Here is a 22,889-nt window from a genome sequence, read left to right as displayed (position 1 = left end):
TTCCGGCCTGTCACATTCATACGATTGCGGCAGGCCGTGTTATTATTGCCTTTTTGTATATTTGGACAGGAAGAGTATTTTGACTACTAACACTCATACTCTGCAGATTGAAGAGATTTTAGAGCTTCTGCCGCACCGTTTTCCGTTTTTACTGGTCGATCGCGTGCTGGACTTTGAAGAAGGTCGTTTTCTGCGTGCGGTGAAAAATGTCTCCGTCAACGAGCCGTTTTTCCAGGGACACTTCCCGGGCAAACCGATTTTGCCAGGCGTGCTGATTCTGGAAGCGATGGCGCAGGCAACCGGTATTCTGGCGTTTAAAAGCGTTGGTAAACTGGAACCTGGCGAACTGTATTATTTCGCGGGTATTGATGAAGCGCGCTTTAAGCGTCCGGTTGTGCCAGGCGATCAGATGATCATGGAAGTCACTTTCGAGAAAACGCGCCGTGGCCTGACCCGCTTTAAAGGGGTTGCGCTGGTCGACGGTAAAGTCGTGTGCGAAGCAACCATGATGTGTGCTCGTAGCCGGGAGGCCTGATTCGTGATTGATAAATCCGCCTTTATTCATCCTACCGCCATTGTGGAAGACGGCGCTGTAATTGGCGCTAATGCCCACATTGGTCCCTTTTGTATTGTTGGGCCGCAGGTCGAAATTGGTGAGGGAACCGTACTGAAGTCTCATGTGGTCGTGAATGGTCAAACCAAAATCGGCCGCGACAACGAGATTTATCAGTTTGCCTCCATCGGTGAAGTGAACCAGGATCTGAAATATGCGGGTGAGCCGACCCGTGTGGAAATTGGCGATCGTAACCGCATCCGCGAAAGCGTCACCATTCATCGTGGTACAGTGCAGGGCGGTGGGTTGACGAAGGTGGGTAGCGATAACCTGCTGATGATCAATGCGCATGTCGCACATGATTGTACGGTAGGTAATCGCTGTATCCTCGCCAACAACGCCACGCTGGCGGGGCACGTATCAGTCGATGATTTTGCGATCATCGGCGGTATGACGGCAGTTCATCAATTCTGCATTATCGGTGCGCATGTGATGGTCGGCGGCTGCTCCGGCGTGGCGCAGGATGTCCCTCCGTATGTGATTGCGCAGGGTAACCATGCGACGCCGTTCGGGGTAAATATCGAAGGGCTGAAGCGTCGCGGCTTTAGCCGTGAAGGGCTGGTGGCGATTCGTAATGCCTACAAACTGTTGTACCGCAGTGGTAAAACGCTCGACGAAGCGAAGCTGGAAATCGCTGAACTTGCTGAAAAGCATCCGGAAGTGAAGGCGTTTACCGAGTTCTTTGAGCGTTCAACGCGCGGTCCGATTCGTTAATGGCGGCACAGCGTCCTTTAACGATTGCCCTGGTCGCCGGTGAAACGTCCGGCGATATTCTTGGCGCAGGCTTAATTCGTGCGCTGAAAGCGCGCGTACCCAACGCCCGCTTTGTGGGCGTTGCGGGGCCGCGTATGCAGGCCGAAGGGTGTGAAGCCTGGTACGAAATGGAAGAGCTGGCGGTCATGGGCATTGTTGAAGTGCTCGGACGTTTACGCCGTTTGTTGCATATCCGCGCCGATCTGACCCGCCGTTTTACCGAACTCAAGCCCGATGTCTTTGTCGGGATTGACGCCCCTGATTTCAATATTACCCTCGAAGGTAATCTGAAAAAACAAGGGATTAAGACCATTCATTATGTCAGCCCGTCCGTTTGGGCCTGGCGACAGAAACGCGTTTTCAAAATAGGCAGATCCACCCATATGGTGCTGGCCTTTCTGCCTTTCGAAAAAGCGTTTTACGATAAATTTAACGTCCCGTGCCGCTTTATCGGTCACACCATGGCGGATGCCATGCCGCTGGACCCGGATAAAAATGCGGCGCGCGACGTGCTGGGTATCCCGCATGACGCCCATTGTCTGGCGCTACTGCCAGGCAGCCGTGGCGCGGAAGTGGAAATGCTCAGCGCCGACTTCCTGAAAACCGCACAATTGCTGCGACAGCGCTATCCCGATCTGGAAGTGGTCGTGCCGCTGGTAAACGCGAAACGCCGCGAGCAGTTTGAAAAAATTAAAGCGGAGGTTGCGCCGGATCTCGCCGTTCATTTGCTGGACGGCATGGCGCGCGAGGCGATGATCGCCAGCGACGCGGCTCTGCTGGCCTCGGGTACGGCGGCGCTGGAGTGTATGCTGGCAAAATGCCCGATGGTAGTGGGATATCGTATGAAGCCCTTCACTTTCTGGCTGGCGAAACGTCTGGTGAAAACGGAGTATGTGTCTTTGCCTAACCTGCTGGCGGGAAGAGAATTAGTCAAAGAGCTGTTGCAGGAAGAGTGCGAACCGCAAAAACTCGCCGAAGCGCTGTTGCCGCTACTGGCGAACGGTAAAACCAGCCATGCGATGCACGACACCTTCCGTGAATTGCATCAGCAGATCCGCTGTAATGCCGATGAGCAGGCGGCAGATGCCGTCCTGGAGTTAGCACAATGATCGAATTTGTTTATCCACACACCCATTTAGTGGCGGGTGTGGATGAAGTGGGCCGTGGCCCGCTGGTGGGCGCCGTAGTGACCGCCGCCGTGATCCTCGATCCGGCTCGTCCGATCGTCGGTCTGAATGATTCCAAAAAATTGTCTGAAAAGCGTCGTCTGTCATTGTATGACGAGATTAAAGAAAAGGCGTTAAGCTGGAGTCTGGGACGCGCGGAAGCGCATGAAATTGATGAGTTGAATATTTTGCACGCCACCATGCTCGCCATGCAGCGCGCTGTCGCTGGTCTGCATATTGCGCCAGAATATGTGCTGATCGACGGCAATCGCTGTCCGGCGCTGCCTGTGCCGTCAATGGCCGTGGTGAAAGGCGACAGCCGCGTGGCGGAGATTAGCGCGGCGTCTATTCTGGCGAAAGTCACCCGCGACGCAGAAATGGCGGCGCTGGATATCGTTTTTCCTCAGTATGGCTTTGCGCAGCACAAAGGCTATCCAACCGCTTTTCATCTGGAAAAGTTGGCACAGTATGGCGCGACGGCGCACCACCGACGCAGTTTTGCGCCTGTTAAACGCGCTCTGGGACTTGTGTCCTGATTCTTGTATCGAGAAATCTGAAGATGTCTGAACCACGTTTCGTTCACCTGCGGGTGCACAGCGACTACTCTATGATCGATGGGCTGGCGAAGACCGGGCCGCTGGTGAAAAAGGCGGCCTCATTAGGTATGCCTGCGCTGGCGATCACCGATTTTACCAACCTCTGCGGTCTGGTGAAGTTCTACGGAGCGGGTCATGGCGCGGGCATTAAACCCATCGTCGGGGCGGACTTTAACGTTCACAACGAACTGCTGGGAGATGAGCTGACTCATCTGACGGTACTGGCGGCGAATAATACGGGATACCAGAACCTGACATTGCTGATCTCGAAAGCGTATCAGCGCGGCTACGGCGCGGCAGGCCCGATTATCGAGCGCGACTGGCTGGTAGAGCTTAAAGAAGGTTTGATCCTGCTTTCCGGCGGACGCATGGGCGACGTAGGCCGCTGTCTGCTACGCGGCAACCAGGCGCTGGTGGAGGAGTGCGTTGCTTTCTATGAAACGCATTTTCCCGATCGCTACTTTCTGGAACTGATCCGCACCGGCAGACAGGATGAAGAGACCTATCTCCATGCTGCGGTTGAACTGGCTGAGGCACGTGGTTTGCCGGTTGTCGCGACAAACGATGTCCGTTTCCTTGAAAGCGATGATTTTGACGCCCATGAGATTCGTGTCGCGATCCACGACGGTTTCACGCTCGACGATCCTAAACGTCCACGCAATTATTCACCGCAGCAGTATATGCGCAGTGAAGAAGAAATGTGCGAGCTGTTCTCCGATATTCCGGAGGCGCTGGAAAATACGGTGGAGATTGCCAAACGCTGCAACGTAACGGTGCGTCTGGGTGAATATTTCCTGCCGCAGTTCCCGACCGGCGATATGACCACCGAAGATTATCTGGTCAAAAAATCGAAAGAGGGGCTGGAAGAGCGTCTGGCTTTCCTGTTTCCGGACGAAGAAGAGCGCAAAAAGCGTCGCCCGGAATATGACGAGCGTCTGGATATTGAACTACAGGTTATCAACCAGATGGGGTTCCCTGGCTACTTCCTCATCGTGATGGAGTTTATCCAGTGGTCAAAAGATAACGGCGTGCCGGTAGGGCCGGGACGTGGTTCCGGGGCTGGTTCGCTGGTGGCCTACGCGCTGAAAATTACCGACCTTGATCCGCTGGAATTTGACCTGCTGTTCGAACGTTTCCTGAACCCGGAACGTGTCTCGATGCCTGACTTCGACGTTGACTTCTGTATGGAGAAACGCGACCAGGTGATTGAGCACGTCGCAGACATGTACGGGCGTGATGCGGTATCGCAGATTATCACCTTTGGTACGATGGCGGCGAAAGCCGTTATCCGCGATGTGGGCCGCGTGCTGGGGCATCCGTACGGTTTTGTCGATCGTATCTCGAAGCTGGTGCCGCCCGATCCGGGCATGACGCTGGCAAAAGCCTTTGAAGCGGAACCGCAACTGCCGGAAATTTACGAGGCGGATGAAGAGGTCAGAGCGCTGATCGATATGGCGCGTAAGCTTGAAGGCGTCACGCGTAACGCCGGTAAGCACGCTGGCGGCGTGGTCATCGCGCCGACCAAAATTACCGACTTTGCGCCGCTATACTGCGATGAAGAGGGCAAGCATCCGGTTACCCAGTTTGATAAAAGCGACGTGGAATATGCCGGGCTGGTGAAGTTCGACTTCCTCGGTTTGCGTACGCTGACCATCATCAACTGGGCGCTGGAGATGATCAACAAGCGGCGCGAGAAAAACGGCGAGCCGCCGCTGGATATCGCCGCCATTCCGCTGGACGATAAAAAAAGCTTCGACATGCTGCAGCGCTCGGAAACCACGGCGGTCTTCCAGCTTGAATCGCGCGGCATGAAAGATCTGATCAAACGTCTGCAGCCGGACTGCTTTGAAGATATGATCGCGCTGGTGGCTCTGTTCCGTCCCGGTCCGTTGCAGTCCGGGATGGTAGATAACTTTATCGACCGTAAGCACGGTCGTGAAGAACTCTCTTACCCGGACGTTCAGTGGCAGCATGAAAGCCTGAAGCCGGTACTGGAGCCGACCTACGGCATCATTCTGTATCAGGAACAGGTGATGCAGATTGCCCAGGTACTTTCCGGGTATACTCTCGGCGGCGCGGATATGCTGCGTCGTGCGATGGGTAAGAAAAAGCCGGAGGAGATGGCCAAACAGCGTTCCGTTTTTGAAGAGGGCGCGAAAAAGAACGGTATCGACGGCGAACTGGCGATGAAAATCTTTGACCTGGTGGAGAAATTCGCCGGTTACGGGTTTAACAAATCGCACTCCGCCGCTTATGCGCTGGTTTCTTACCAGACGCTATGGCTAAAGGCGCACTATCCGGCTGAATTTATGGCGGCGGTGATGACTGCCGATATGGATAACACCGAGAAGGTCGTCGGCCTGGTGGACGAGTGCTGGCGGATGGGACTGAAAATTCTGCCGCCGGATATTAACTCCGGATTGTACCATTTCCACGTTAACGATGAGGGCGAGATCGTCTACGGTATCGGCGCGATCAAAGGCGTCGGCGAAGGTCCGATCGAAGCGATCATCGACGCGCGTAATCAGGGCGGCTATTTCCGCGAGCTGTTTGATCTGTGCGCGCGGACCGACACCAAAAAGCTCAACCGCCGGGTGCTGGAAAAGCTGATCATGTCCGGGGCGTTCGACCGCCTGGGGCCGCACCGCGCCGCGCTGATGAACTCATTGGGCGATGCGCTGAAAGCCGCCGACCAGCACGCTAAAGCGGAAGCTATCGGTCAGGCGGATATGTTCGGCGTGCTGGCGGAAGAGCCGGAGCAAATCGAACAATCCTATGCCAGCTGCCAGCCGTGGCCGGAGCAGGTGGTGTTAGATGGGGAACGTGAAACGTTGGGGCTGTACCTGACGGGCCACCCCATCAATCAGTATTTAAAAGAAATTGAGCGCTATGTCGGCGGGGTAAGGCTCAAAGACATGCATCCGACAGAACGTGGTAAAGTCACCACGGCTGCGGGGCTCGTGATTGCCGCAAGGGTTATGGTCACCAAGCGCGGCAATCGTATCGGCATCTGTACGCTGGATGACCGTTCCGGGCGTCTGGAAGTGATGTTATTTACCGACGCGCTGGATAAATACCAGCAGTTGCTGGAAAAAGACCGCATACTTATCGTCAGCGGACAGGTCAGCTTTGATGACTTCAGCGGGGGGCTTAAAATGACCGCCCGCGAAGTGATGGATATTGACGAAGCTCGCGAAAAATACGCTCGCGGGCTTGCTATCTCGCTGACGGACAGGCAAATTGATGACCAGCTTTTAAACCGACTCCGTCAGTCTCTGGAACCCCACCGCTCGGGGACCATTCCAGTACATCTCTACTATCAGAGGGCGGATGCGCGTGCGCGGCTGCGTTTTGGCGCAACGTGGCGTGTCTCTCCGAGCGATCGTTTACTTAACGATCTGCGTGGCCTCATTGGTTCGGAGCAGGTGGAACTGGAGTTTGACTAATACAGGAATACTATGAGTCTGAATTTCCTTGATTTTGAACAGCCGATAGCAGAGCTGGAAGCGAAAATCGATTCTCTGACTGCGGTAAGCCGCCAGGATGAGAAACTGGATATTAATATCGATGAAGAAGTCCATCGCCTGCGCGAAAAAAGCGTAGAACTGACGCGCAAAATCTTCGCCGATCTCGGCGCATGGCAGGTAGCCCAACTGGCGCGCCATCCGCAGCGTCCGTACACCCTGGATTATGTCCGTCTGGCGTTTGATGAGTTTGATGAGCTGGCGGGCGATCGCGCCTATGCTGATGACAAAGCCATCGTCGGCGGTATCGCGCGTCTGGAAGGGCGGCCGGTGATGATCATTGGTCATCAGAAAGGTCGTGAAACCAAAGAAAAAATTCGTCGTAACTTTGGCATGCCAGCGCCGGAAGGCTACCGCAAAGCGCTGCGCCTGATGGAAATGGCTGAACGCTTCAACATGCCGATTATCACCTTCATCGACACCCCGGGCGCTTACCCTGGCGTGGGCGCGGAAGAGCGTGGTCAGTCTGAAGCCATCGCCCGCAACCTGCGTGAGATGTCTCGTCTGAACGTACCGGTCATCTGCACCGTGATTGGCGAAGGCGGCTCCGGCGGCGCATTGGCGATTGGCGTGGGTGATAAAGTGAATATGCTGCAATACAGCACCTATTCCGTTATCTCCCCGGAAGGTTGCGCCTCTATTTTGTGGAAGAGCGCCGACAAAGCGCCATTGGCTGCTGAAGCAATGGGCATCATCGCGCCGCGTCTGAAAGAGCTGAAGCTAATCGATTCCATCATTCCGGAGCCGCTGGGCGGCGCGCACCGTAATCCGGAAGCGATGGCGGCATCGCTAAAAGCGCAGCTGCTGGAAGATTTAGCCGATCTCGATGTGTTAAGCACCGATGATTTAAAAAACCGTCGTTACCAGCGTTTGATGAGCTACGGTTACGCCTAATCATTTACCTCATTTTTCCCAGGAGGCCGGATAATCCGGCCTCTTTTTTTTGGACGAGGAAAAATGAGACGCCGATGAGTTGATGTGATTAAACGCAACGGCATGTTCTCCCTGACACTGTAGCAACTGCCAGGCGTGTGGCCAGGGCAGGCAGTGAACTACCCTTCAAGGAGAAAATTATGGGATTGCAAAAAACACTGGCGCTCAGCGCCGTGGCGGCAGGAATCATGTTGAGCTTATCCGGTGCGCAGGCCGCGCCGCTGCTTAGCAGTAGTGAGCCAATGACCATCAACGCCAGCGATCTGGCGGCGAAAGAGAAAGCGCTGACGGATTTTCCGTTAATGGAGGCAGTGAAATCCTCTATCCAGACGTTGGATAACAGCGCGGTCGAACAAATCGAACCGGGGCGCGCCGCTAACCCGGCAAACGTAAAACGCGTTGAAAGTATTCTGAAAGAGGCCGACTGGGATTATCTGTTCCCGATGCGCGCGCCGGAATACACTTACTCTAACTTCCTGAAAGCGATAGGTAAATTCCCGGCGGTTTGTGGTACCTACACCGATGGACGCGATAGCGACGCTATCTGCCGTAAAACCCTGGCTACTATGTTTGCGCATTTTGCCCAGGAGACGGGCGGTCACGAAAGCTGGCGTGACATTCCGGAATGGCGTCAGGCGCTGGTCTATCTGCGCGAAGTCGGCTGGACTGAAGGGCAGAAAGGCGGCTACAACGGCGAATGTAACCCGGATGTATGGCAGGGCCAGACCTGGCCGTGCGGTAAAGATAAGGACGGCGATTTCCTCAGCTATTTTGGTCGCGGGGCAAAACAGCTTTCTTATAACTACAACTATGGGCCTTTCTCTGACGCGATGTATGGCGACGTTCGCCCTCTGCTGGATAAACCCGAGCTGGTGGCGGATACCTGGATGAACCTGGCGAGCGCCGTCTTCTTCTTTGTGTATCCGCAGCCGCCGAAGCCGTCTATGCTACATGTGATTGACGGTACCTGGCAGCCAAACGATCGCGATAAAGCAAACGGCCTGGTATCAGGTTTCGGCGTCACCATTCAGATCATCAATGGCGGCGTGGAGTGCGGCGGCGCAGATGAGAATGCGCAGTCGCTTAACCGTATCGCCTACTACAAAGAGTTTGCCAACTACCTGAAAGTGCCGGTGCCGGCTGACGAAGTGTTGGGCTGTAAAAAGATGAAGCAGTTCGATGAAGGCGGCGCTGGCGCGTTACCGATCTATTGGGAACAAGACTGGGGCTGGAGCGCCGATACTGCGGACGGTAAAACCTATTCCTGCCAGTTAGTGGGATATCAGACGCCGTATACCGCCTTTAAAGAGGGCGACTACACGAAATGTGTACAGCATTATTTCAACGTTAATGTCGTCGATGATAACGGAACCACTGAACCGGATGTCACGCCAACTCCGGCGCCAGTGACGGATGAAAACGTGGCGCCAGTCGCGCGCATTGCCGGGCCGGTCGGGGCGGTGGAAGCTGGTAGCCCGGTTTCACTCAGCGCGGAAGGATCGACCGACGCGAATGGCGACAAGCTCACCTATACCTGGATGTCGCAGGATGGCAAAACGCTGAGCGGCCAGGATAAAGCCGTTGTGATTTTCAACGCGCCGGATGTCACTCAGAACACCCAGTATGTGGTGAATCTGACCGTTAGCGACGGTACGCTCTCCAGTACAGCGGTTTATACGCTGAATGTGAAAGCGAAGGCCGCCGCTGCGGATGACGAAGATAAGACCACCAGCTACCCTGCCTGGAGCAGCAGCCAGAAATGGAATCCGGGCGACATCGTCAACAGTAATGGCGCATTGTACCAGTGCAAACCGTTCCCGGAAGGCTCATGGTGTAATGTTGCGCCTGCCTACTATGAGCCCGGCGTAGGGATTGCCTGGGCCGATGCATGGAACGCATTGTAATAAGATAAATCCTGTCGGTGCTTTGCATCGGCAGGATTGTTACTATGCTTATCTCAGGTTTTTTCAGGAGAAAGCATGAACATCATCGCCATTATGGGGCCGCACGGGGTTTATTATAAAGATGAACCCATCAAGGAGCTTGAGCGTGCATTACAATCCCTGGGATTTCAAATTATCTGGCCGCAAAATAGCGTTGACTTGTTGAAGTTTATTGAACATAACCCGCGCATCTGCGGCGTTATTTTTGACTGGGATGAATACAGTCTCGACCTTTGTAGCGAAATCAACCAGCTAAATGAATACCTTCCTCTCTACGCCTTTATCAATACCAACTCCACGCTGGACGTTAGCGTTCATGATATGCGCATGGCGCTGTGGTTTTTTGAGTATGCATTGGGGCTGGCTGAAGATATCGCGACGCGCATTCATCAATATACAAACGAATATCTCGATAATATTACGCCGCCGTTTACCAAAGCGCTGTTTACCTACGCTAAAGAAGGAAAATATACCTTTTGTACGCCGGGTCATATGGCGGGAACGGCGTATCAGAAAAGCCCGCCAGGCTGCCTGTTTTATGACTTTTTTGGCGGCAATACCTTAAAAGCTGATGTGTCGATTTCGGTGACTGAACTGGGATCGCTGCTGGATCACACCGGGCCGCATCTGGAAGCGGAAGAGTATATCGCCCGTACTTTTGGCGCCGAGCAGAGCTATATGGTGACGAACGGTACGTCGACCTCGAATAAAATTGTCGGTATGTATGCCGCGCCTGCGGGAAGTACGCTACTTATTGATCGTAATTGTCATAAATCGCTGGCGCATTTGCTGATGATGAGCGATGTGGTGCCTCTCTGGTTGAAGCCGACGCGCAATGCGCTCGGCATTCTCGGCGGTATTCCCCGAAGGGAATTTACCCGTGCAAGCATCGAAAGCAAGATAGAGGAGACCCCTCAGGCGCAATGGCCGGTGCATGCGGTTATCACCAATTCGACTTACGATGGTCTGCTGTATAACACTAACTGGATCAAGCAGATGCTGGACGTTCCCTCGATCCATTTTGATTCCGCCTGGGTACCCTATACCCATTTCCATCCGATCTACCAGGGGAAAAGCGGGATGAGCGGCGATCGGGTGCCCGGAAAAGTGATTTTCGAAACGCAATCCACCCATAAAATGCTGGCGGCTTTTTCGCAGGCGTCGCTTATTCATATCAAAGGGGAATATGACGAAGAGACGTTTAACGAAGCGTTTATGATGCACACTTCCACATCGCCGAGCTATCCCATTGTCGCCTCTATCGAGACCGCGGCGGCGATGCTGCGCGGTAATCCAGGGAAAAGATTGATTAATCGTTCGGTGGAGCGGGCACTCCATTTTCGTAAAGAGGTACAGCGGCTACGTGAAGAGTCCGATAGCTGGTTCTTTGATATCTGGCAGCCGGAAGAGGTTGATGAGGCCGAATGCTGGCCGGTCACGCCGGGAGAAACCTGGCATGGCTTCGCCGATGCCGATGACGATCATATGTTCCTCGATCCGGTTAAGGTGACAATCCTGACGCCGGGGATGGATGAACAGGGCAACATGAGCGAAGAGGGGATACCCGCCGCGCTGGTGGCGAAGTTCCTCGATGAGCGAGGCGTGGTGGTGGAAAAAACCGGGCCGTATAATCTGCTGTTTTTGTTCAGCATAGGGATTGATAAGACCCGTGCGATGGGGCTGCTGCGCGGACTGACGGAATTTAAACGCGCCTACGATCTTAACCTGCGCGTCAAAAATATGTTGCCGGATCTGTATGCGGAAGATCCGGATTTTTATCGCAACATGCGCATTCAGGATCTGGCGCAGGGGATCCATAAACTGATCCGCCAGCACGATCTTCCGGGGCTGATGCTGCGGGCGTTCGAGGTTTTACCGGAGATGATCATGACCCCGCACCAGGCCTGGCAGCGTCAGATCAAAGGCGAGGTGGAAACCGTGGCGCTCGATCAACTGCCAGGGCGCGTTTCCGCGAATATGATCCTGCCTTATCCGCCAGGCGTTCCGCTGTTGATGCCCGGCGAGAGGATCACGCAACAGAGTCGGGCCGTGCTCGATTTTCTGCTGATGCTCTGCTCGATTGGCCAGCATTATCCCGGTTTTGAAACGGATATTCACGGTGCGAAACGGAATGAAGACGGGGTGTACCAGGTACGAGTCTTAAAACACGCCTGTTAGCTTGCCTGACGGGAATGTGACGAGTAACGTACTGATAATCAATAAAGGAGACGCTATGCTGGGATTAAAACAGGTTCATCACATCGCGATCATTGCGACAGACTATGCGGTGAGCAAGGCGTTTTATTGCGATATTCTGGGGTTCGATCTGCTAAGCGAAGTCTGGCGGGAAGAGCGTGACTCGTGGAAGGGCGATTTGGCACTAAACGGGCAGTATGTGATTGAGCTTTTCTCTTTTCCCTTCCCTCCGGCGCGTCCAAGCCGACCTGAAGCCTGCGGCCTGCGCCATCTGGCTTTCAGCGTGGAAAATGTGGAAAACGCCGTTGCGCATCTGGAAAAGCATCAGGTTAAGTGCGAACCGATACGCATCGATCCGTATACCGGGAAGCGCTTTACTTTTTTCAACGATCCGGACGGTTTACCGCTTGAGCTGTATGAGCAGTAAGGCTTGTCATTAAGACGCTCGCCAGGTAACGTTGCCGGGCTAAGTCACTATAAGCATGGATCATGACCACTCTCACGTTGAATACCTCGTTACTCTCTTCTCGCCGTATTCTGGCTGCCTTTAGCGGTGGCCTGGATTCTACGGTGCTTCTGCATCAACTGGTGTTGTGGCGAGAACGCCATCCTGACGTCACGCTGCGTGCTATCCATATTCATCACGGTTTAAGCCCTCATGCTGATAGCTGGGTGCGGCATTGCGAAACCGTATGCGAACGCTGGCAGGTTCCGCTGGTAGTGGAGCGGGTGACGCTGGCGGATAATGGCCTGGGTATCGAGGCCCATGCGCGTGAAGCGCGCTACCGGGCGTTCGCACAGACGCTATTGCCTGGCGAAGTGCTGGCAACCGCGCAGCACCTTGACGATCAGTGTGAAACATTCCTGCTGGCGTTAAAGCGCGGCAGCGGTCCGGCCGGACTTTCCGCGATGGGAGAATGCTCGCCTTTTGCCGGAACTCTACTTCTTCGCCCGCTGTTGAGAGAAACGCGGAAGACGCTGGAACAGTGGGCTGTGCGTCATGGCTTATGCTGGATTGAAGATGAAAGCAATCAGGATGACGCCTACGATCGCAATTTTTTACGCCTGCGCGCGCTTCCGCTCTTGCAGCAGCGCTGGCCGCATTTTCCTGCGGCGGTAGCCCGTAGCGCGACGCTCTGCGCCGAGCAAGAAAGGCTGCTGGACGAGCTTCTGGCCAGCGATCTTACGGACTGTATCACGACGGAGGGAACATTGCGGCTCTCTCCATTAATGTCGATGAGCGATGTGCGGCGGGCGGCGATTTTGCGTCGCTGGCTGGCGATGCGTAATGCGCCGATGCCCTCTCGCGACGCGCTGGAACGTATCTGGCAGGAGGTGGCGCTGGCGCGCGACGATGCCTCTCCCTGTTTACGTTTTGGCGATCGCGAGATTCGCCGTTATCAGTCGCAACTGTGGTGGATTAAATCCGTGGCCGGACAACACGAAACGACGGTCGCCTGGCCCGTCTGGCAAACACCGCTGGCGCTGCCTGCCGGCTTAGGGACGGTACAGCTCGTTCCTGGCGGCGAACTGCGCCGACCGCGAGAGGAAGAATCCGTCAGCATTCGTTTTAAAGCGCCAGGCGTGTTACATATTGTCGGGCGTAACGGTGGACGTAAATTAAAGAAAATCTGGCAGGAGCAGGGGATCCCGCCCTGGCGACGAGACACCACGCCGCTGTTGTTTTACGGCGAAACGCTGATTGCGGCTGCGGGTGTTTTTGTGACGCGTGAGGGAGCAGCAGAAGATAAAGAAGGGGTGAGTCTGGTTTGGCATGCCTGATGGCGCTGCGCTTATCAGGCCTACGTATCGCATGGAACGTAGGCCGGATAAGGTGCTTGCACCACCATCCGGCAACAAAATACTCAGGATTCGCTAACTACCACGGTACCAATTTCCGGGTGGCTGAAACTGGCGATTTTATCGAGACGAAGCTCACAAGACTCGCCGGAAACCTCGGCAAGCAGATATTCTACGTTTTTACGTAAGATCAAATCGTTCGCTTTTGCCTGCAAAACCTCGCCATCTTTTAACGTTAGCGTCAGTATTAAATGATGCATGCAGGCAAGCTCAAGACTATCGTAGTCATCGCAATTAATGGGTTGATACGTTTCATTCATTGACATAATCGCTCACCAGTAAGTTCGCGGCAGCATAAGCTGCCTTTTCCCTGACCGACTCTGAAAGGGCGCTATCTGCCGCCACTTCATTAAGCACTTTCAATACACAACCCAGCGCATCCGGGACATACCCTAAGTCTCCGCTGGCGATTTCCGCATACCGCTTGCGTACTAACTCACAATATTTTTCCACATGCCCTCCTGTCAGCATTCTGACTTAACCGTGGATGCAAGTCTAAGCCTACGAAGTTAAATCTTGTTTAGCAAGGTGACTATACCATACTCATTTGCGCAATATCAGCGCCTGACGCGAGTGGGTAAAAGATTCGTTAACAGCCTTTTAGCGCGGTTTTCGCTACAATGGGCGACTGATTCGAAAGGAGTTTTCCCATGGCGCTTAAAGCGACAATTTATAAAGCCGTCGTCAATGTGGCTGACCTTGATCGCAACCGGTTTCTGGATGCGGCATTGACGCTGGCGCGTCACCCTTCTGAAACGCAGGAGCGCATGATGCTGCGCCTGTTGGCATGGATAAAATATGCTGATGAACGGTTGCAGTTTACACGCGGGCTCAGCGCGGAAGATGAGCCGGAGGCCTGGCTGCGTAACGATCATCTGGGCATCGATCTCTGGATAGAGCTGGGGCTGCCGGATGAGCGCCGTATTAAGAAAGCCTGTACTCAGGCGAGCGACGTCGCGCTCTTTGCTTATAACTCCCGGGCGGCGCAAATCTGGTGGCAGCAGCATCAAAGCAAGTGCGCGCAGTTCGCTAACCTGTCCGTCTGGTATCTGGATGACGGGCAACTGGCGCAGCTCAGTGAATTTGCCGATCGTACCATGACGCTACAGGCGACGATTCAGGACGGCGCAATCTGGCTTTCTGATGCTCGGAATAATCTGGAAATACAGCTAACCGCCTGGCAACAGCCCTCATGATTGCCATCTCCCGGACGGTCTCCATAGCCGACAATGAGCTGGAAATTACGGCCATTCGCGCGCAGGGCGCGGGTGGTCAGCACGTAAATAAGACCTCTAGCGCGATTCATTTGCGCTTTGACATTCGGGCCTCTGGCCTGCCAGAGTATTATAAACAGCGTTTGCTGACGGCCAGCCACCATCTGATAAGCGATGATGGCGTCATTATCATTAAGGCGCAGGAGTTCCGGAGCCAGGAGCTCAACCGGGAAGCGGCTATCGCCAGGCTGGTTGCCGTCATAAAAGAATTAACCGCGGAGCAGAAAAGCCGTCGCGCAACCCGTCCGACGCGTGCCTCGAAAGAGCGCCGCTTGTCCTCAAAGGCGCAAAAATCTTCTGTAAAGGCGCTTCGCGGCAAAGTTCGTCGTCCACTGGATTGACGGGCAGGAATAGCAATTTCATAAGGATTTTATGGTGAGAACAGCAATATTGTCAGTAGCGGCAGCCTGTACGCTATTTGCATTGATAGGGTGTAATAACCGTGCGGAAGTTGACGCCCTGCAACCTGCGCAGGCGGCGGAATTAAAACCCATGCAGCAAAGCTGGCGCGGCGTGCTGCCCTGTGCGGATTGTGAAGGTATTGAAACGTCACTGTTTCTGGAAAAAGACGGCACATGGGTGATGAACGAGCGCTATCAGGGCGTGCGCGAAGAACCTTCCTCTTTTGCGTCATACGGTACCTGGGCGCGGACGGCGGATAAACTGGTGTTAACCGACAGCAATGGCGAGAAATCGTATTATCGCGCGAAAGGCAATGCGCTGGAGATGCTCGACAGAGAAGGCAATCCGGTGGCTTCGCAGCTTAATTATACGCTGGTGCCTGTTACCGCCAGCCTGCCGGTAACGCCAATGCCGTTGCGTGGTATGTATGTATACAGGGCCGATGCGGCGACCTTTACCGATTGCGCGACCGGAAAACGGCTGCCGGTCGCCAGTAACGCCCAGCTTGAGCGCGGCTATCTGGCGGCGAAAGGTGAAGCGGAAAAACCGGTGCTGCTGACGGTAGAAGGGCATTTTGTGTTAGCCGCGAATCCGGACACGGGCGAGCCGGTAAAAACGCTAATAGCTGATAAAAATGTGAAGTTTGCGCCGGGTAAAGATTGCACTCACTAATAAAAGGCCTCGCAGGGTGCGAGGCCTTTACATATCTGCCGGATGGCGCCGGGCAATGCCAACAAAATGTCGTTTAGCCTTTAATCGCCTTGACCAGATAATCAACGATATCGCCGGTTTTAATCAGCGATTTTTCACCGCTACGACGGTATTTATACTCAATATCGTCGTTATCCAGGTTGCGATCGCCAATCACGATAGTATGTGGAATACCAATCAGCTCCATATCGGCAAACATCACGCCCGGGCGCTCTTTACGGTCGTCCATCAGCACTTCAATGCCTTGCGCGCGCAATTCGCTGTACAGCTTTTCCGCCAGCTCCTGCACACGGAAGGATTTGTGCATATTCATCGGCAGAATAGCGACCTGGAAAGGCGCAATGGCGTCAGGCCATACAATGCCGCGCTCGTCAAAGTTCTGCTCGATAGCTGCGGCAACGACACGTGTTACGCCGATACCGTAGCAGCCCATTGTCAGGATCTGGTTACGGCCATCTTCACCCTGAACGGAGGCTTTCAGCGCTTCTGAGTACTTGGTACCTAACTGGAAGATGTGACCCACTTCGATACCGCGTTTGATAAGCAACGTTCCCTGACCATCCGGACTCGGATCGCCGGCGACTACGTTACGGATGTCGGCAACAACAGGCGTCGCCACATCGCGATCCCAGTTAATACCAAAGTAGTGTTTACCGTCGATGTTGGCGCCAGCGGCAAAATCGCTCATGGCGGCAACGGTACGATCGATGATGACCGGAATCGGCATATTGACCGGGCCGAGGGAGCCAGGGCCGGCATTAATTACGGCGCGAATCTCTTCTTCGGTAGCGAAGGTCAGCGGGCTGGCAACGTGCGGCAGTTTTTCCGCTTTAACTTCATTCAGTTCATGATCGCCGCGAACCAGCAGAGCCACCAGCGGAGACTTGCTGTCTTTCACCGCTTTCACCAGCAGCGTTTTTACCGTTTTTTCAATTGGCAGGTTGAATTGTTCCACCAGCTCCGCGATGGTTTTGGCATTTGGCGTATCGACCAGAGTCATTTCCTGCGTCGCCGCTGCGCGCGGCGTTTGCGGCGCGATAGCTTCTGCCAGTTCAATGTTAGCCGCGTAATCAGAAACATCAGAGAAAACGATATCGTCTTCGCCGCTTTGCGCCAGCACCTGGAATTCATGCGAGGCGTTGCCGCCGATAGAACCGGTATCGGCCTGTACCGCGCGGAAATCCAGCCCCATACGGCTGAAGATACGGCTATACGCGGCGTACATGGCGTCATAGGTTTCCTGCAACGACTCCTGAGAGGTATGGAAAGAGTAAGCATCTTTCATCAGGAATTCGCGCGAACGCATCACGCCAAAGCGCGGACGCACTTCATCACGGAATTTGGTCTGGATTTGGAAGAAGTTCAGCGGCAACTGCTTATAAGAGCTGAGTTCATTACGCACCAGATCGGTGATAACTTCTTCGTGGGTTGGGCCGAGTACGAACGGACGCTCGCCACGGTCGACAAAACGCAGCAGTTCCGGACCGTACTGTTCCCAACGACCACTCTCTTGCCACAGGTCGGCTGGCTGAACGACTGGCATCGACACCTCGATAGCACCGGCGTTGTTCATCTCTTCACGCACGATGTTTTCGACTTTTTTCAGGACGCGCAGGCCGGTCGGCAGCCAGGTATATAACCCGGAGGCGAGCTTGCGGATCATCCCGGCGCGCAGCATCAGCTGGTGGCTGATAACCTCGGCGTCGGCAGGTGTCTCCTTCAGAGTGGAGAGCAGGTATTGGCTAGTACGCATGTTGTTACGGTTCCAGTTGAACGATCGAACAGGCTCAATGTGAGCCTGATACAAAAAAAGTGATTTAGTTTACCAGCGTGCAAGAGATGTCAAAAGAGAAGGGCGTGAAATTACCGTGGTTCCAGCGCAAACACTTCAAATCCGGTGTTAACCACACGCCAGCGCACGTTAAAATCATGCAGCCAGACGGCATAGGTTTTGCCCGTCTCTTCACCCTTACGATAAGCCGGGCGAGGATCTTGCGCCAGCACATCGCAAATAAATGTCCGTAGCTGCGGATAACGCCTTTCCAGCGTCGTAAGCTGTTGAGCCACCTCAGCAGTAAAACTCACGGGCATTTCAGCTATCGGCGCCTGTTGCGCATAGCTGGCGGCGGCGTCCGGTAAGGCCTCGGCAAACGGTAAATACGGTTTGATATCCACCACCGGCGTGCCATCCACCAGATCCAGACTGCCTAATTTCAGAATTACGCTCTCTTTCCGGCACTCGATACCTTTTAGCGCAACGAGCGACATGCCAATCGGATTGGGGCGGAACGTGGAGCGCGTGGCAAAAACGCCCATTCTGGCGTTACCGCCAAGACGGGGCGGACGAACTGTCGGCCGCCAGCCGCCGTCCATCGTCTGATGAAAAACGAAAAGCACCCACAAATGGCTGAAAGCTTCCAGGCCGCGAACGGCATCGGCCTGGTTGTAAGGCGCTATCAGATGCAGTTCGCCGCAGGCGCTTTTGACCAGACCAGGCTGGCGCGGAACGGCGAATTTTTCTTTATAGGGGGAGCGAATAACGCCGATTTGTTCAAACTGAAAGCTGCTCATTTCGCCGAAATATTCAGGGCGGACCCGATACAAACCGCCTGACGATAGCAGCCTGGCGTGCCGCTGGTAATTTCACAGCTGTGCAGCAGGACGGCGTTGGCTTTCATTTTAGATGCATTAATCTGCATACGCTTGCGCGCAGTTGGAATGTTAGGCGGAGAGTCTTGATTTGTCGCCTGGCAGGATTCGCCGCTAACCTCGCCAAGATCGCGGAAAGGTTTGCCGACTAAGTCTTCAGCATTGGTGTAAATCCTGACGGGAGCGGCACGCGGCGCTTTAGGTTTCTCCGGCTCCGCTTTTGGCGGGGTTGCGGTGCTTTGAACGGGTTCAACAGGGGATCTGCTTAGCATGGAACAACCGCCCAGCATGAGTGCCAATAAACAGATCGGTAAAGCACGCATAATATTTCCTCAATGAATGTTCTAATTGCCAGATATTGAATCAGGAGCTTGCATAAATGACAAGACGGGCAATAGCCCGTCCTGAATAATATTACAGATTGTGGAATCAGCCTAAAACTTACCAGCCTTTCACCGCACCGCCATTAAAAACTTTATTTGCGGCTTCGTACACTTCATCAGACTGGTAAGCCTGAACGAATTTTTTCACATTCTCGGCGTCTTTGTTATCTTCACGCGTCACGATCAGGTTAACGTACGGAGAATCTTTATCTTCAACGAAGATACCGTCTTTCGCTGGCGTCAGGCCAATCTGGCTGGCGTATGTCGTATTGATGACCGCTAACGCGATCTGCGCGTCATCCAGCGAACGCGGCAACTGCGGCGCTTCCAGCTCAACAATTTTCAGATTTTTCGGGTTTTCGACGATATCCAGCGAGGTAGGAAGCAGACCAACGCCGTCTTTCAGTTTAATCAGCCCTACTTTTTGCAGCAGCAACAGGGAACGACCAAGGTTGGTCGGGTCGTTAGGCACAGCGACCTGGGAACCGTCCTTGAGCTCATCCAGAGATTTGATTTTTTTGGAATATCCTGCAATGGGATAGACAAAAGTCTTACCAACAGAAACCAGTTTGTAGCCGCGATCTTTGATTTGCTGATCCAGATACGGTTTGTGCTGGAAGGCATTGGCATCGATATCGCCTTTGCTCAGCGCTTCATTAGGCAGAACATAATCATTAAAGGTCACCAATTCCACGTCCAGGCCGTATTTTTCTTTCGCGACTTTCTGCGCGACTTCGGCAACTTGCTGCTCTGCGCCAACGATTACGCCGACTTTAATATGATTCGGATCTTTTTCATCCTGACCGCAACCCGCAAGTGCCAGAGAACCAATCAGAGCACCCACTGCCGCAAAGGTTTTGAATTTGAACGCCATGCTTATTTCCTTAATGAGTATTTGTGTTGTGTTTAACGTTACTTATGCGTGACAGCCCTGACGATGCGATCGCCGGATAACTGAATTAAATAAACCAGAACGACGAGTAATACCAGCACCGTATTCATCACGGTAGCATTGTATCCAATATAACCGTACTGATAGCCGATTTGACCGAGGCCGCCTGCGCCGACGGCGCCGCCCATTGCGGAGTAACCGACCAGGGTGATCAGTGTAATGGTTGCCGCATTCACCAGACCAGGCAGCGCTTCCGGTAAAAGGATTTTACGTACAATTTGCAGCGGCGTGGCGCCCATCGCTCGCGAGGCTTCAATCAGCCCGGCAGGGATCTCTAACAACGCATTTTCCACCATACGGGCGATAAAAGGCGCGGCGCCGACGGTCAGCGGTACAATCGCGGCCTGCAAACCAATGGAGGTGCCGACAATTATTCGGGTAAAAGGAATCATCCACACCAGCAGGATGATAAAGGGAATTGAGCGGAAAATATTGACCACCGCAGAGAGGGAGCGATACAGCCTGGCGTTCTCCATAATCTGCCCCGGGCGCGTAACATACAGCAATACGCCGACCGGCAGGCCAATCACGAAACCGAAGAAACCGGAGACAAAGGTCATCGCCAGCGTTTCCCAGACGCCACGAACCAGTAACCACATCATTGCCTCAGACATAACCCAGTACCTCTACTTTCACATGGTGATCCTGCAGCCAGGCAATTGCGGCTTGCGTCTCTTCTTGTGTGCCGTGCATTTCCGTTAGCATAATGCCGAACTTCACACCGCCCGCGTAATCCATCTGCGCGCTGATAATATTATTGTTCACGTTGAAACGACGCGCGGTTTCAGAAAGCAGCGGGGCATCCACAGACTGTCCGGTGAATTCCATGCGCAGCATCGGCACGCTGTCAGTTTCCGGCGACGCTTTCAAACGCGCCTGGTAATCTTCCGGAATGTCCAGGTGCAGAGTGGACTGAATAAACTTCTGCGCCAGCGGCGTTTTAGGGTGCGAGAAGACTTCGCTGACCGTATCTTGCTCAATAAGCTCACCATTACTGATGACGGCAACGCAGTCGCAGATACGTTTTACGACATCCATTTCATGAGTGATAAGCAGAATCGTCAACCCCAGACGACGGTTGATATCTTTCAGCAATTCCAGAATCGAACGGGTCGTCGCGGGATCAAGCGCGCTGGTGGCTTCATCGCACAGCAACACTTTTGGATTACTGGCTAACGCGCGGGCAATCGCGACACGCTGTTTCTGACCGCCGGAAAGATTTGCCGGATAGCTGTCGTGCTTGTCGCCAAGACCGACTAAATCCAGCAGCTCTGTGACACGGCGTTTGATCTCTTCCTTTGGTGTGTTATCCAGTTCCAGCGGCAACGCGACGTTGCCAAACACGGTACGGGAAGAGAGCAGGTTAAAATGTTGGAAAATCATGCCGATTTGACGGCGAGCTTTGGTCAACTCAGACTCTGAAAGCGTTGTCAGCTCCTGACCGCCGACCTGAACGCTACCTTCGGTTGGGCGTTCAAGTAAGTTAACGCAGCGGATAAGCGTACTTTTACCGGCGCCGGAGGCGCCAATGACGCCATAAATCTGCCCGGCAGGCACGTGCAGGCTGACATTATTTAGCGCCTGAATGGTGCGCGTCCCCTGCTGGAACACTTTGGTAATATTCGAAAGTTTAATCATTGGTTATTTATTATCGTAATTAAGTTAGCCGTGGCATTTTCGTCTGTCTAATACGGTCAACGCCGTCAACAGAATGGATGTTAAGGCATCCAGACGTCTAAATCAATCAGGCTTTATACGATGAGCACTTTCTTGCCTGCTGAAACATGCGATACTAGCGCCACTTGCTTTACTCAGGAGCTATAAAAGGTGGCAAAGTCTATACCCGCAATTTTTCTCGACCGTGACGGCACCATTAATGTGGATCACGGCTACGTACATGAAATCGATGCATTCGAGTTTATAGACGGTGTTATTGACGCGATGCGCGAGCTAAAAAAAATGGGCTATGCGCTGGTGGTGGTGACGAACCAGTCCGGAATCGCGCGCGGCAAATTCACTGAGGCGCAGTTTGAAACGTTAACCGAATGGATGGACTGGTCGTTGGCGGATCGCGATGTTGATTTGGACGGCATCTATTATTGTCCTCACCATCCGCAGGGCAGTATAGAAGAGTTCCGTCAGGTATGTGATTGCCGCAAGCCGCATCCAGGAATGCTTATCTCGGCGCGTGATTTCCTGCATATTGATATGGCGGCTTCTTATATGGTGGGAGACAAGCTGGAAGATATGCAGGCGGCAGCGGCGGCAAATGTCGGGACAAAAGTGCTGGTGCGTACGGGCAAACCGGTCACGGCAGAAGCAGAAAACGCGGCGGACTGGGTGTTAAACAGCCTTGCCGATCTGCCATCGGCGATAAAAAAGCAGCAAAAATAAGCGTTATGGATAAAAGATGAGCGGTTAAAACAAAAATGCATTTTTCCGCTTGTCTTCCTGAACCGACTCCCTATAATGCGCCTCCATCGACACGGCGGATGTGAATCACTTCACACAAACAGCCGGCCGGTTGAAGAGAAAAATCCTGAAATTCAGGGTTGACTCTGAAAGAGGAAAGCGTAATATACGCCACCTCGCGACGGTGAGCTGAAAGCCGCGTCGCACCTGCTCTTTAACAATTTATCAGACAATCTGTGTGGGCACTCGAAGATACGGATTCTTAACGTCCTAGGACGAAAAATGAATACCAAGTCTCAAGAGTGAACACGTAATTCATTACGAAGTTTAATTCATTGAGCATCAAACTTTTAAATTGAAGAGTTTGATCATGGCTCAGATTGAACGCTGGCGGCAGGCCTAACACATGCAAGTCGAACGGTAACAGGAAGCAGCTTGCTGCTTTGCTGACGAGTGGCGGACGGGTGAGTAATGTCTGGGAAACTGCCTGATGGAGGGGGATAACTACTGGAAACGGTGGCT

The 22,889-nt window shown here is 53.7% G+C and carries 22 protein-coding genes and 1 rRNA gene; 15 read left to right on the top strand and 8 right to left on the bottom strand.

What is annotated here, in order from left to right; genetic code table 11:
• Nucleotides 1–79 precede the first annotated feature (79 nt).
• The 10 genes from fabZ (at nt 80) to tilS (ending at nt 13,506) form a co-directional block, all read left to right on the top strand.
• Nucleotides 80–535, top strand: a complete 456-nt coding sequence (gene fabZ / locus NA986_RS19950) for a 3-hydroxyacyl-ACP dehydratase FabZ (protein WP_000210741.1) — start codon at nt 80–82, stop codon at nt 533–535.
• A 3-nt stretch (nt 536–538) separates the two neighbouring features.
• The gene (gene lpxA / locus NA986_RS19945) at nt 539–1,327 is read left to right on the top strand and encodes an acyl-ACP--UDP-N-acetylglucosamine O-acyltransferase (RefSeq protein WP_000565950.1); all 789 of its coding nucleotides are present in this window, start codon (nt 539–541) and stop codon (nt 1,325–1,327) included.
• Nucleotides 1,327–2,475, top strand: a complete 1,149-nt coding sequence (gene lpxB / locus NA986_RS19940; RefSeq protein WP_000741216.1) for a lipid-A-disaccharide synthase — start codon at nt 1,327–1,329, stop codon at nt 2,473–2,475. The genes lpxA and lpxB overlap by 1 nt, the downstream gene beginning before the upstream one ends.
• Complete coding sequence (rnhB, locus tag NA986_RS19935) at nt 2,472–3,068, top strand: ribonuclease HII (RefSeq protein WP_000569411.1); 597 nt, start codon at nt 2,472–2,474, stop codon at nt 3,066–3,068. The genes lpxB and rnhB overlap by 4 nt, the downstream gene beginning before the upstream one ends.
• A gap of 23 nt (nt 3,069–3,091) precedes the next feature.
• Entirely contained in the window at nt 3,092–6,574 is a 3,483-nt protein-coding gene (dnaE, locus tag NA986_RS19930; protein ID WP_001294837.1) for a DNA polymerase III subunit alpha, read from the top strand.
• 12 nt (nt 6,575–6,586) lie between these two features.
• The gene (gene accA, locus NA986_RS19925; RefSeq protein ID WP_000055753.1) at nt 6,587–7,546 is read left to right on the top strand and encodes an acetyl-CoA carboxylase carboxyl transferase subunit alpha; all 960 of its coding nucleotides are present in this window, start codon (nt 6,587–6,589) and stop codon (nt 7,544–7,546) included.
• A 179-nt stretch (nt 7,547–7,725) separates the two neighbouring features.
• A complete protein-coding gene (locus NA986_RS19920) occupies nt 7,726–9,489 on the top strand; it encodes a chitinase (RefSeq protein WP_000524168.1) in 1,764 nt (587 codons plus the stop codon).
• A gap of 75 nt (nt 9,490–9,564) precedes the next feature.
• Nucleotides 9,565–11,706 carry a lysine decarboxylase LdcC gene (gene ldcC, locus NA986_RS19915; protein WP_001021052.1) on the top strand — a complete coding sequence of 714 codons (2,142 nt, stop codon included), beginning with the start codon at nt 9,565–9,567 and terminating at the stop codon, nt 11,704–11,706.
• Between the two features lie 55 nt (nt 11,707–11,761).
• Complete coding sequence (locus NA986_RS19910; protein WP_000901088.1) at nt 11,762–12,151, top strand: VOC family protein; 390 nt, start codon at nt 11,762–11,764, stop codon at nt 12,149–12,151.
• A 62-nt stretch (nt 12,152–12,213) separates the two neighbouring features.
• Nucleotides 12,214–13,506 carry a tRNA lysidine(34) synthetase TilS gene (tilS, locus tag NA986_RS19905; RefSeq protein WP_023215878.1) on the top strand — a complete coding sequence of 431 codons (1,293 nt, stop codon included), beginning with the start codon at nt 12,214–12,216 and terminating at the stop codon, nt 13,504–13,506.
• Between the two features lie 83 nt (nt 13,507–13,589).
• Here tilS and rof read toward each other — a convergent pair whose 3' ends face one another.
• Together rof and NA986_RS19895 are read right to left on the bottom strand one after the other, a co-directional pair.
• Nucleotides 13,590–13,850, bottom strand: coding sequence for a Rho-binding antiterminator (gene rof / locus NA986_RS19900; RefSeq protein ID WP_000062330.1), 261 nt, complete (start codon nt 13,848–13,850; stop codon nt 13,590–13,592).
• Nucleotides 13,837–14,037, bottom strand: a complete 201-nt coding sequence (locus tag NA986_RS19895) for a YaeP family protein (protein WP_001518678.1) — start codon at nt 14,035–14,037, stop codon at nt 13,837–13,839. The genes rof and NA986_RS19895 overlap by 14 nt, the downstream gene beginning before the upstream one ends.
• Before the next feature lie 197 nt (nt 14,038–14,234).
• On the opposite strand from NA986_RS19895, the gene NA986_RS19890 reads away from it, so the two are divergent.
• From NA986_RS19890 to nlpE, 3 genes are read left to right on the top strand one after another with little or no spacing between them, the layout of a single operon-like run.
• On the top strand, nt 14,235–14,780 hold the full coding sequence (locus NA986_RS19890) for a YaeQ family protein (protein WP_001185319.1): 546 nt from the start codon (nt 14,235–14,237) through the stop codon (nt 14,778–14,780).
• The gene (arfB, locus tag NA986_RS19885) at nt 14,777–15,199 is read left to right on the top strand and encodes an alternative ribosome rescue aminoacyl-tRNA hydrolase ArfB (protein ID WP_000560527.1); all 423 of its coding nucleotides are present in this window, start codon (nt 14,777–14,779) and stop codon (nt 15,197–15,199) included. Before NA986_RS19890 ends, arfB begins: the two co-directional genes overlap by 4 nt.
• Nucleotides 15,200–15,230: 31 nt before the next feature.
• The gene (gene nlpE / locus NA986_RS19880) at nt 15,231–15,932 is read left to right on the top strand and encodes an envelope stress response activation lipoprotein NlpE (RefSeq protein WP_000252575.1); all 702 of its coding nucleotides are present in this window, start codon (nt 15,231–15,233) and stop codon (nt 15,930–15,932) included.
• Between the two features lie 73 nt (nt 15,933–16,005).
• On the opposite strand, the gene proS is transcribed toward nlpE, so the two are convergent.
• The 6 genes from proS to metN form a co-directional block, all read right to left on the bottom strand.
• Entirely contained in the window at nt 16,006–17,724 is a 1,719-nt protein-coding gene (proS, locus tag NA986_RS19875; protein ID WP_001260683.1) for a proline--tRNA ligase, read from the bottom strand.
• A gap of 110 nt (nt 17,725–17,834) precedes the next feature.
• Nucleotides 17,835–18,542, bottom strand: coding sequence for a tRNA (N6-threonylcarbamoyladenosine(37)-N6)-methyltransferase TrmO (gene tsaA / locus NA986_RS19870; protein ID WP_000093988.1), 708 nt, complete (start codon nt 18,540–18,542; stop codon nt 17,835–17,837).
• The gene (gene rcsF, locus NA986_RS19865; RefSeq protein ID WP_001202315.1) at nt 18,539–18,943 is read right to left on the bottom strand and encodes an Rcs stress response system protein RcsF; all 405 of its coding nucleotides are present in this window, start codon (nt 18,941–18,943) and stop codon (nt 18,539–18,541) included. The genes tsaA and rcsF overlap by 4 nt, the downstream gene beginning before the upstream one ends.
• A gap of 118 nt (nt 18,944–19,061) precedes the next feature.
• Entirely contained in the window at nt 19,062–19,877 is an 816-nt protein-coding gene (gene metQ / locus NA986_RS19860) for a methionine ABC transporter substrate-binding lipoprotein MetQ (RefSeq protein ID WP_000874215.1), read from the bottom strand.
• A gap of 38 nt (nt 19,878–19,915) precedes the next feature.
• A complete protein-coding gene (locus tag NA986_RS19855; protein WP_001287486.1) occupies nt 19,916–20,569 on the bottom strand; it encodes a methionine ABC transporter permease MetI in 654 nt (217 codons plus the stop codon).
• A complete protein-coding gene (gene metN, locus NA986_RS19850) occupies nt 20,562–21,593 on the bottom strand; it encodes a methionine ABC transporter ATP-binding protein MetN (protein ID WP_000594021.1) in 1,032 nt (343 codons plus the stop codon). The genes NA986_RS19855 and metN overlap by 8 nt, the downstream gene beginning before the upstream one ends.
• Nucleotides 21,594–21,782: 189 nt before the next feature.
• On the opposite strand from metN, the gene gmhB reads away from it, so the two are divergent.
• Together gmhB and NA986_RS19840 are read left to right on the top strand one after the other, a co-directional pair.
• Nucleotides 21,783–22,349, top strand: a complete 567-nt coding sequence (gene gmhB, locus NA986_RS19845) for a D-glycero-beta-D-manno-heptose 1,7-bisphosphate 7-phosphatase (RefSeq protein WP_001129900.1) — start codon at nt 21,783–21,785, stop codon at nt 22,347–22,349.
• Nucleotides 22,350–22,719: 370 nt separating this feature from the next.
• Nucleotides 22,720–22,889 (top strand): 16S ribosomal RNA (locus tag NA986_RS19840); the annotation flags it as partial.

The organism is Salmonella sp. NW177 (genome assembly GCF_051811585.1).
In the GTDB taxonomy this organism is placed as follows: domain Bacteria; phylum Pseudomonadota; class Gammaproteobacteria; order Enterobacterales; family Enterobacteriaceae; genus Salmonella; species Salmonella enterica.
Note: the sequence above shows the minus strand (reverse complement) of the source record. Positions and strands in the feature narration are given on the sequence as shown.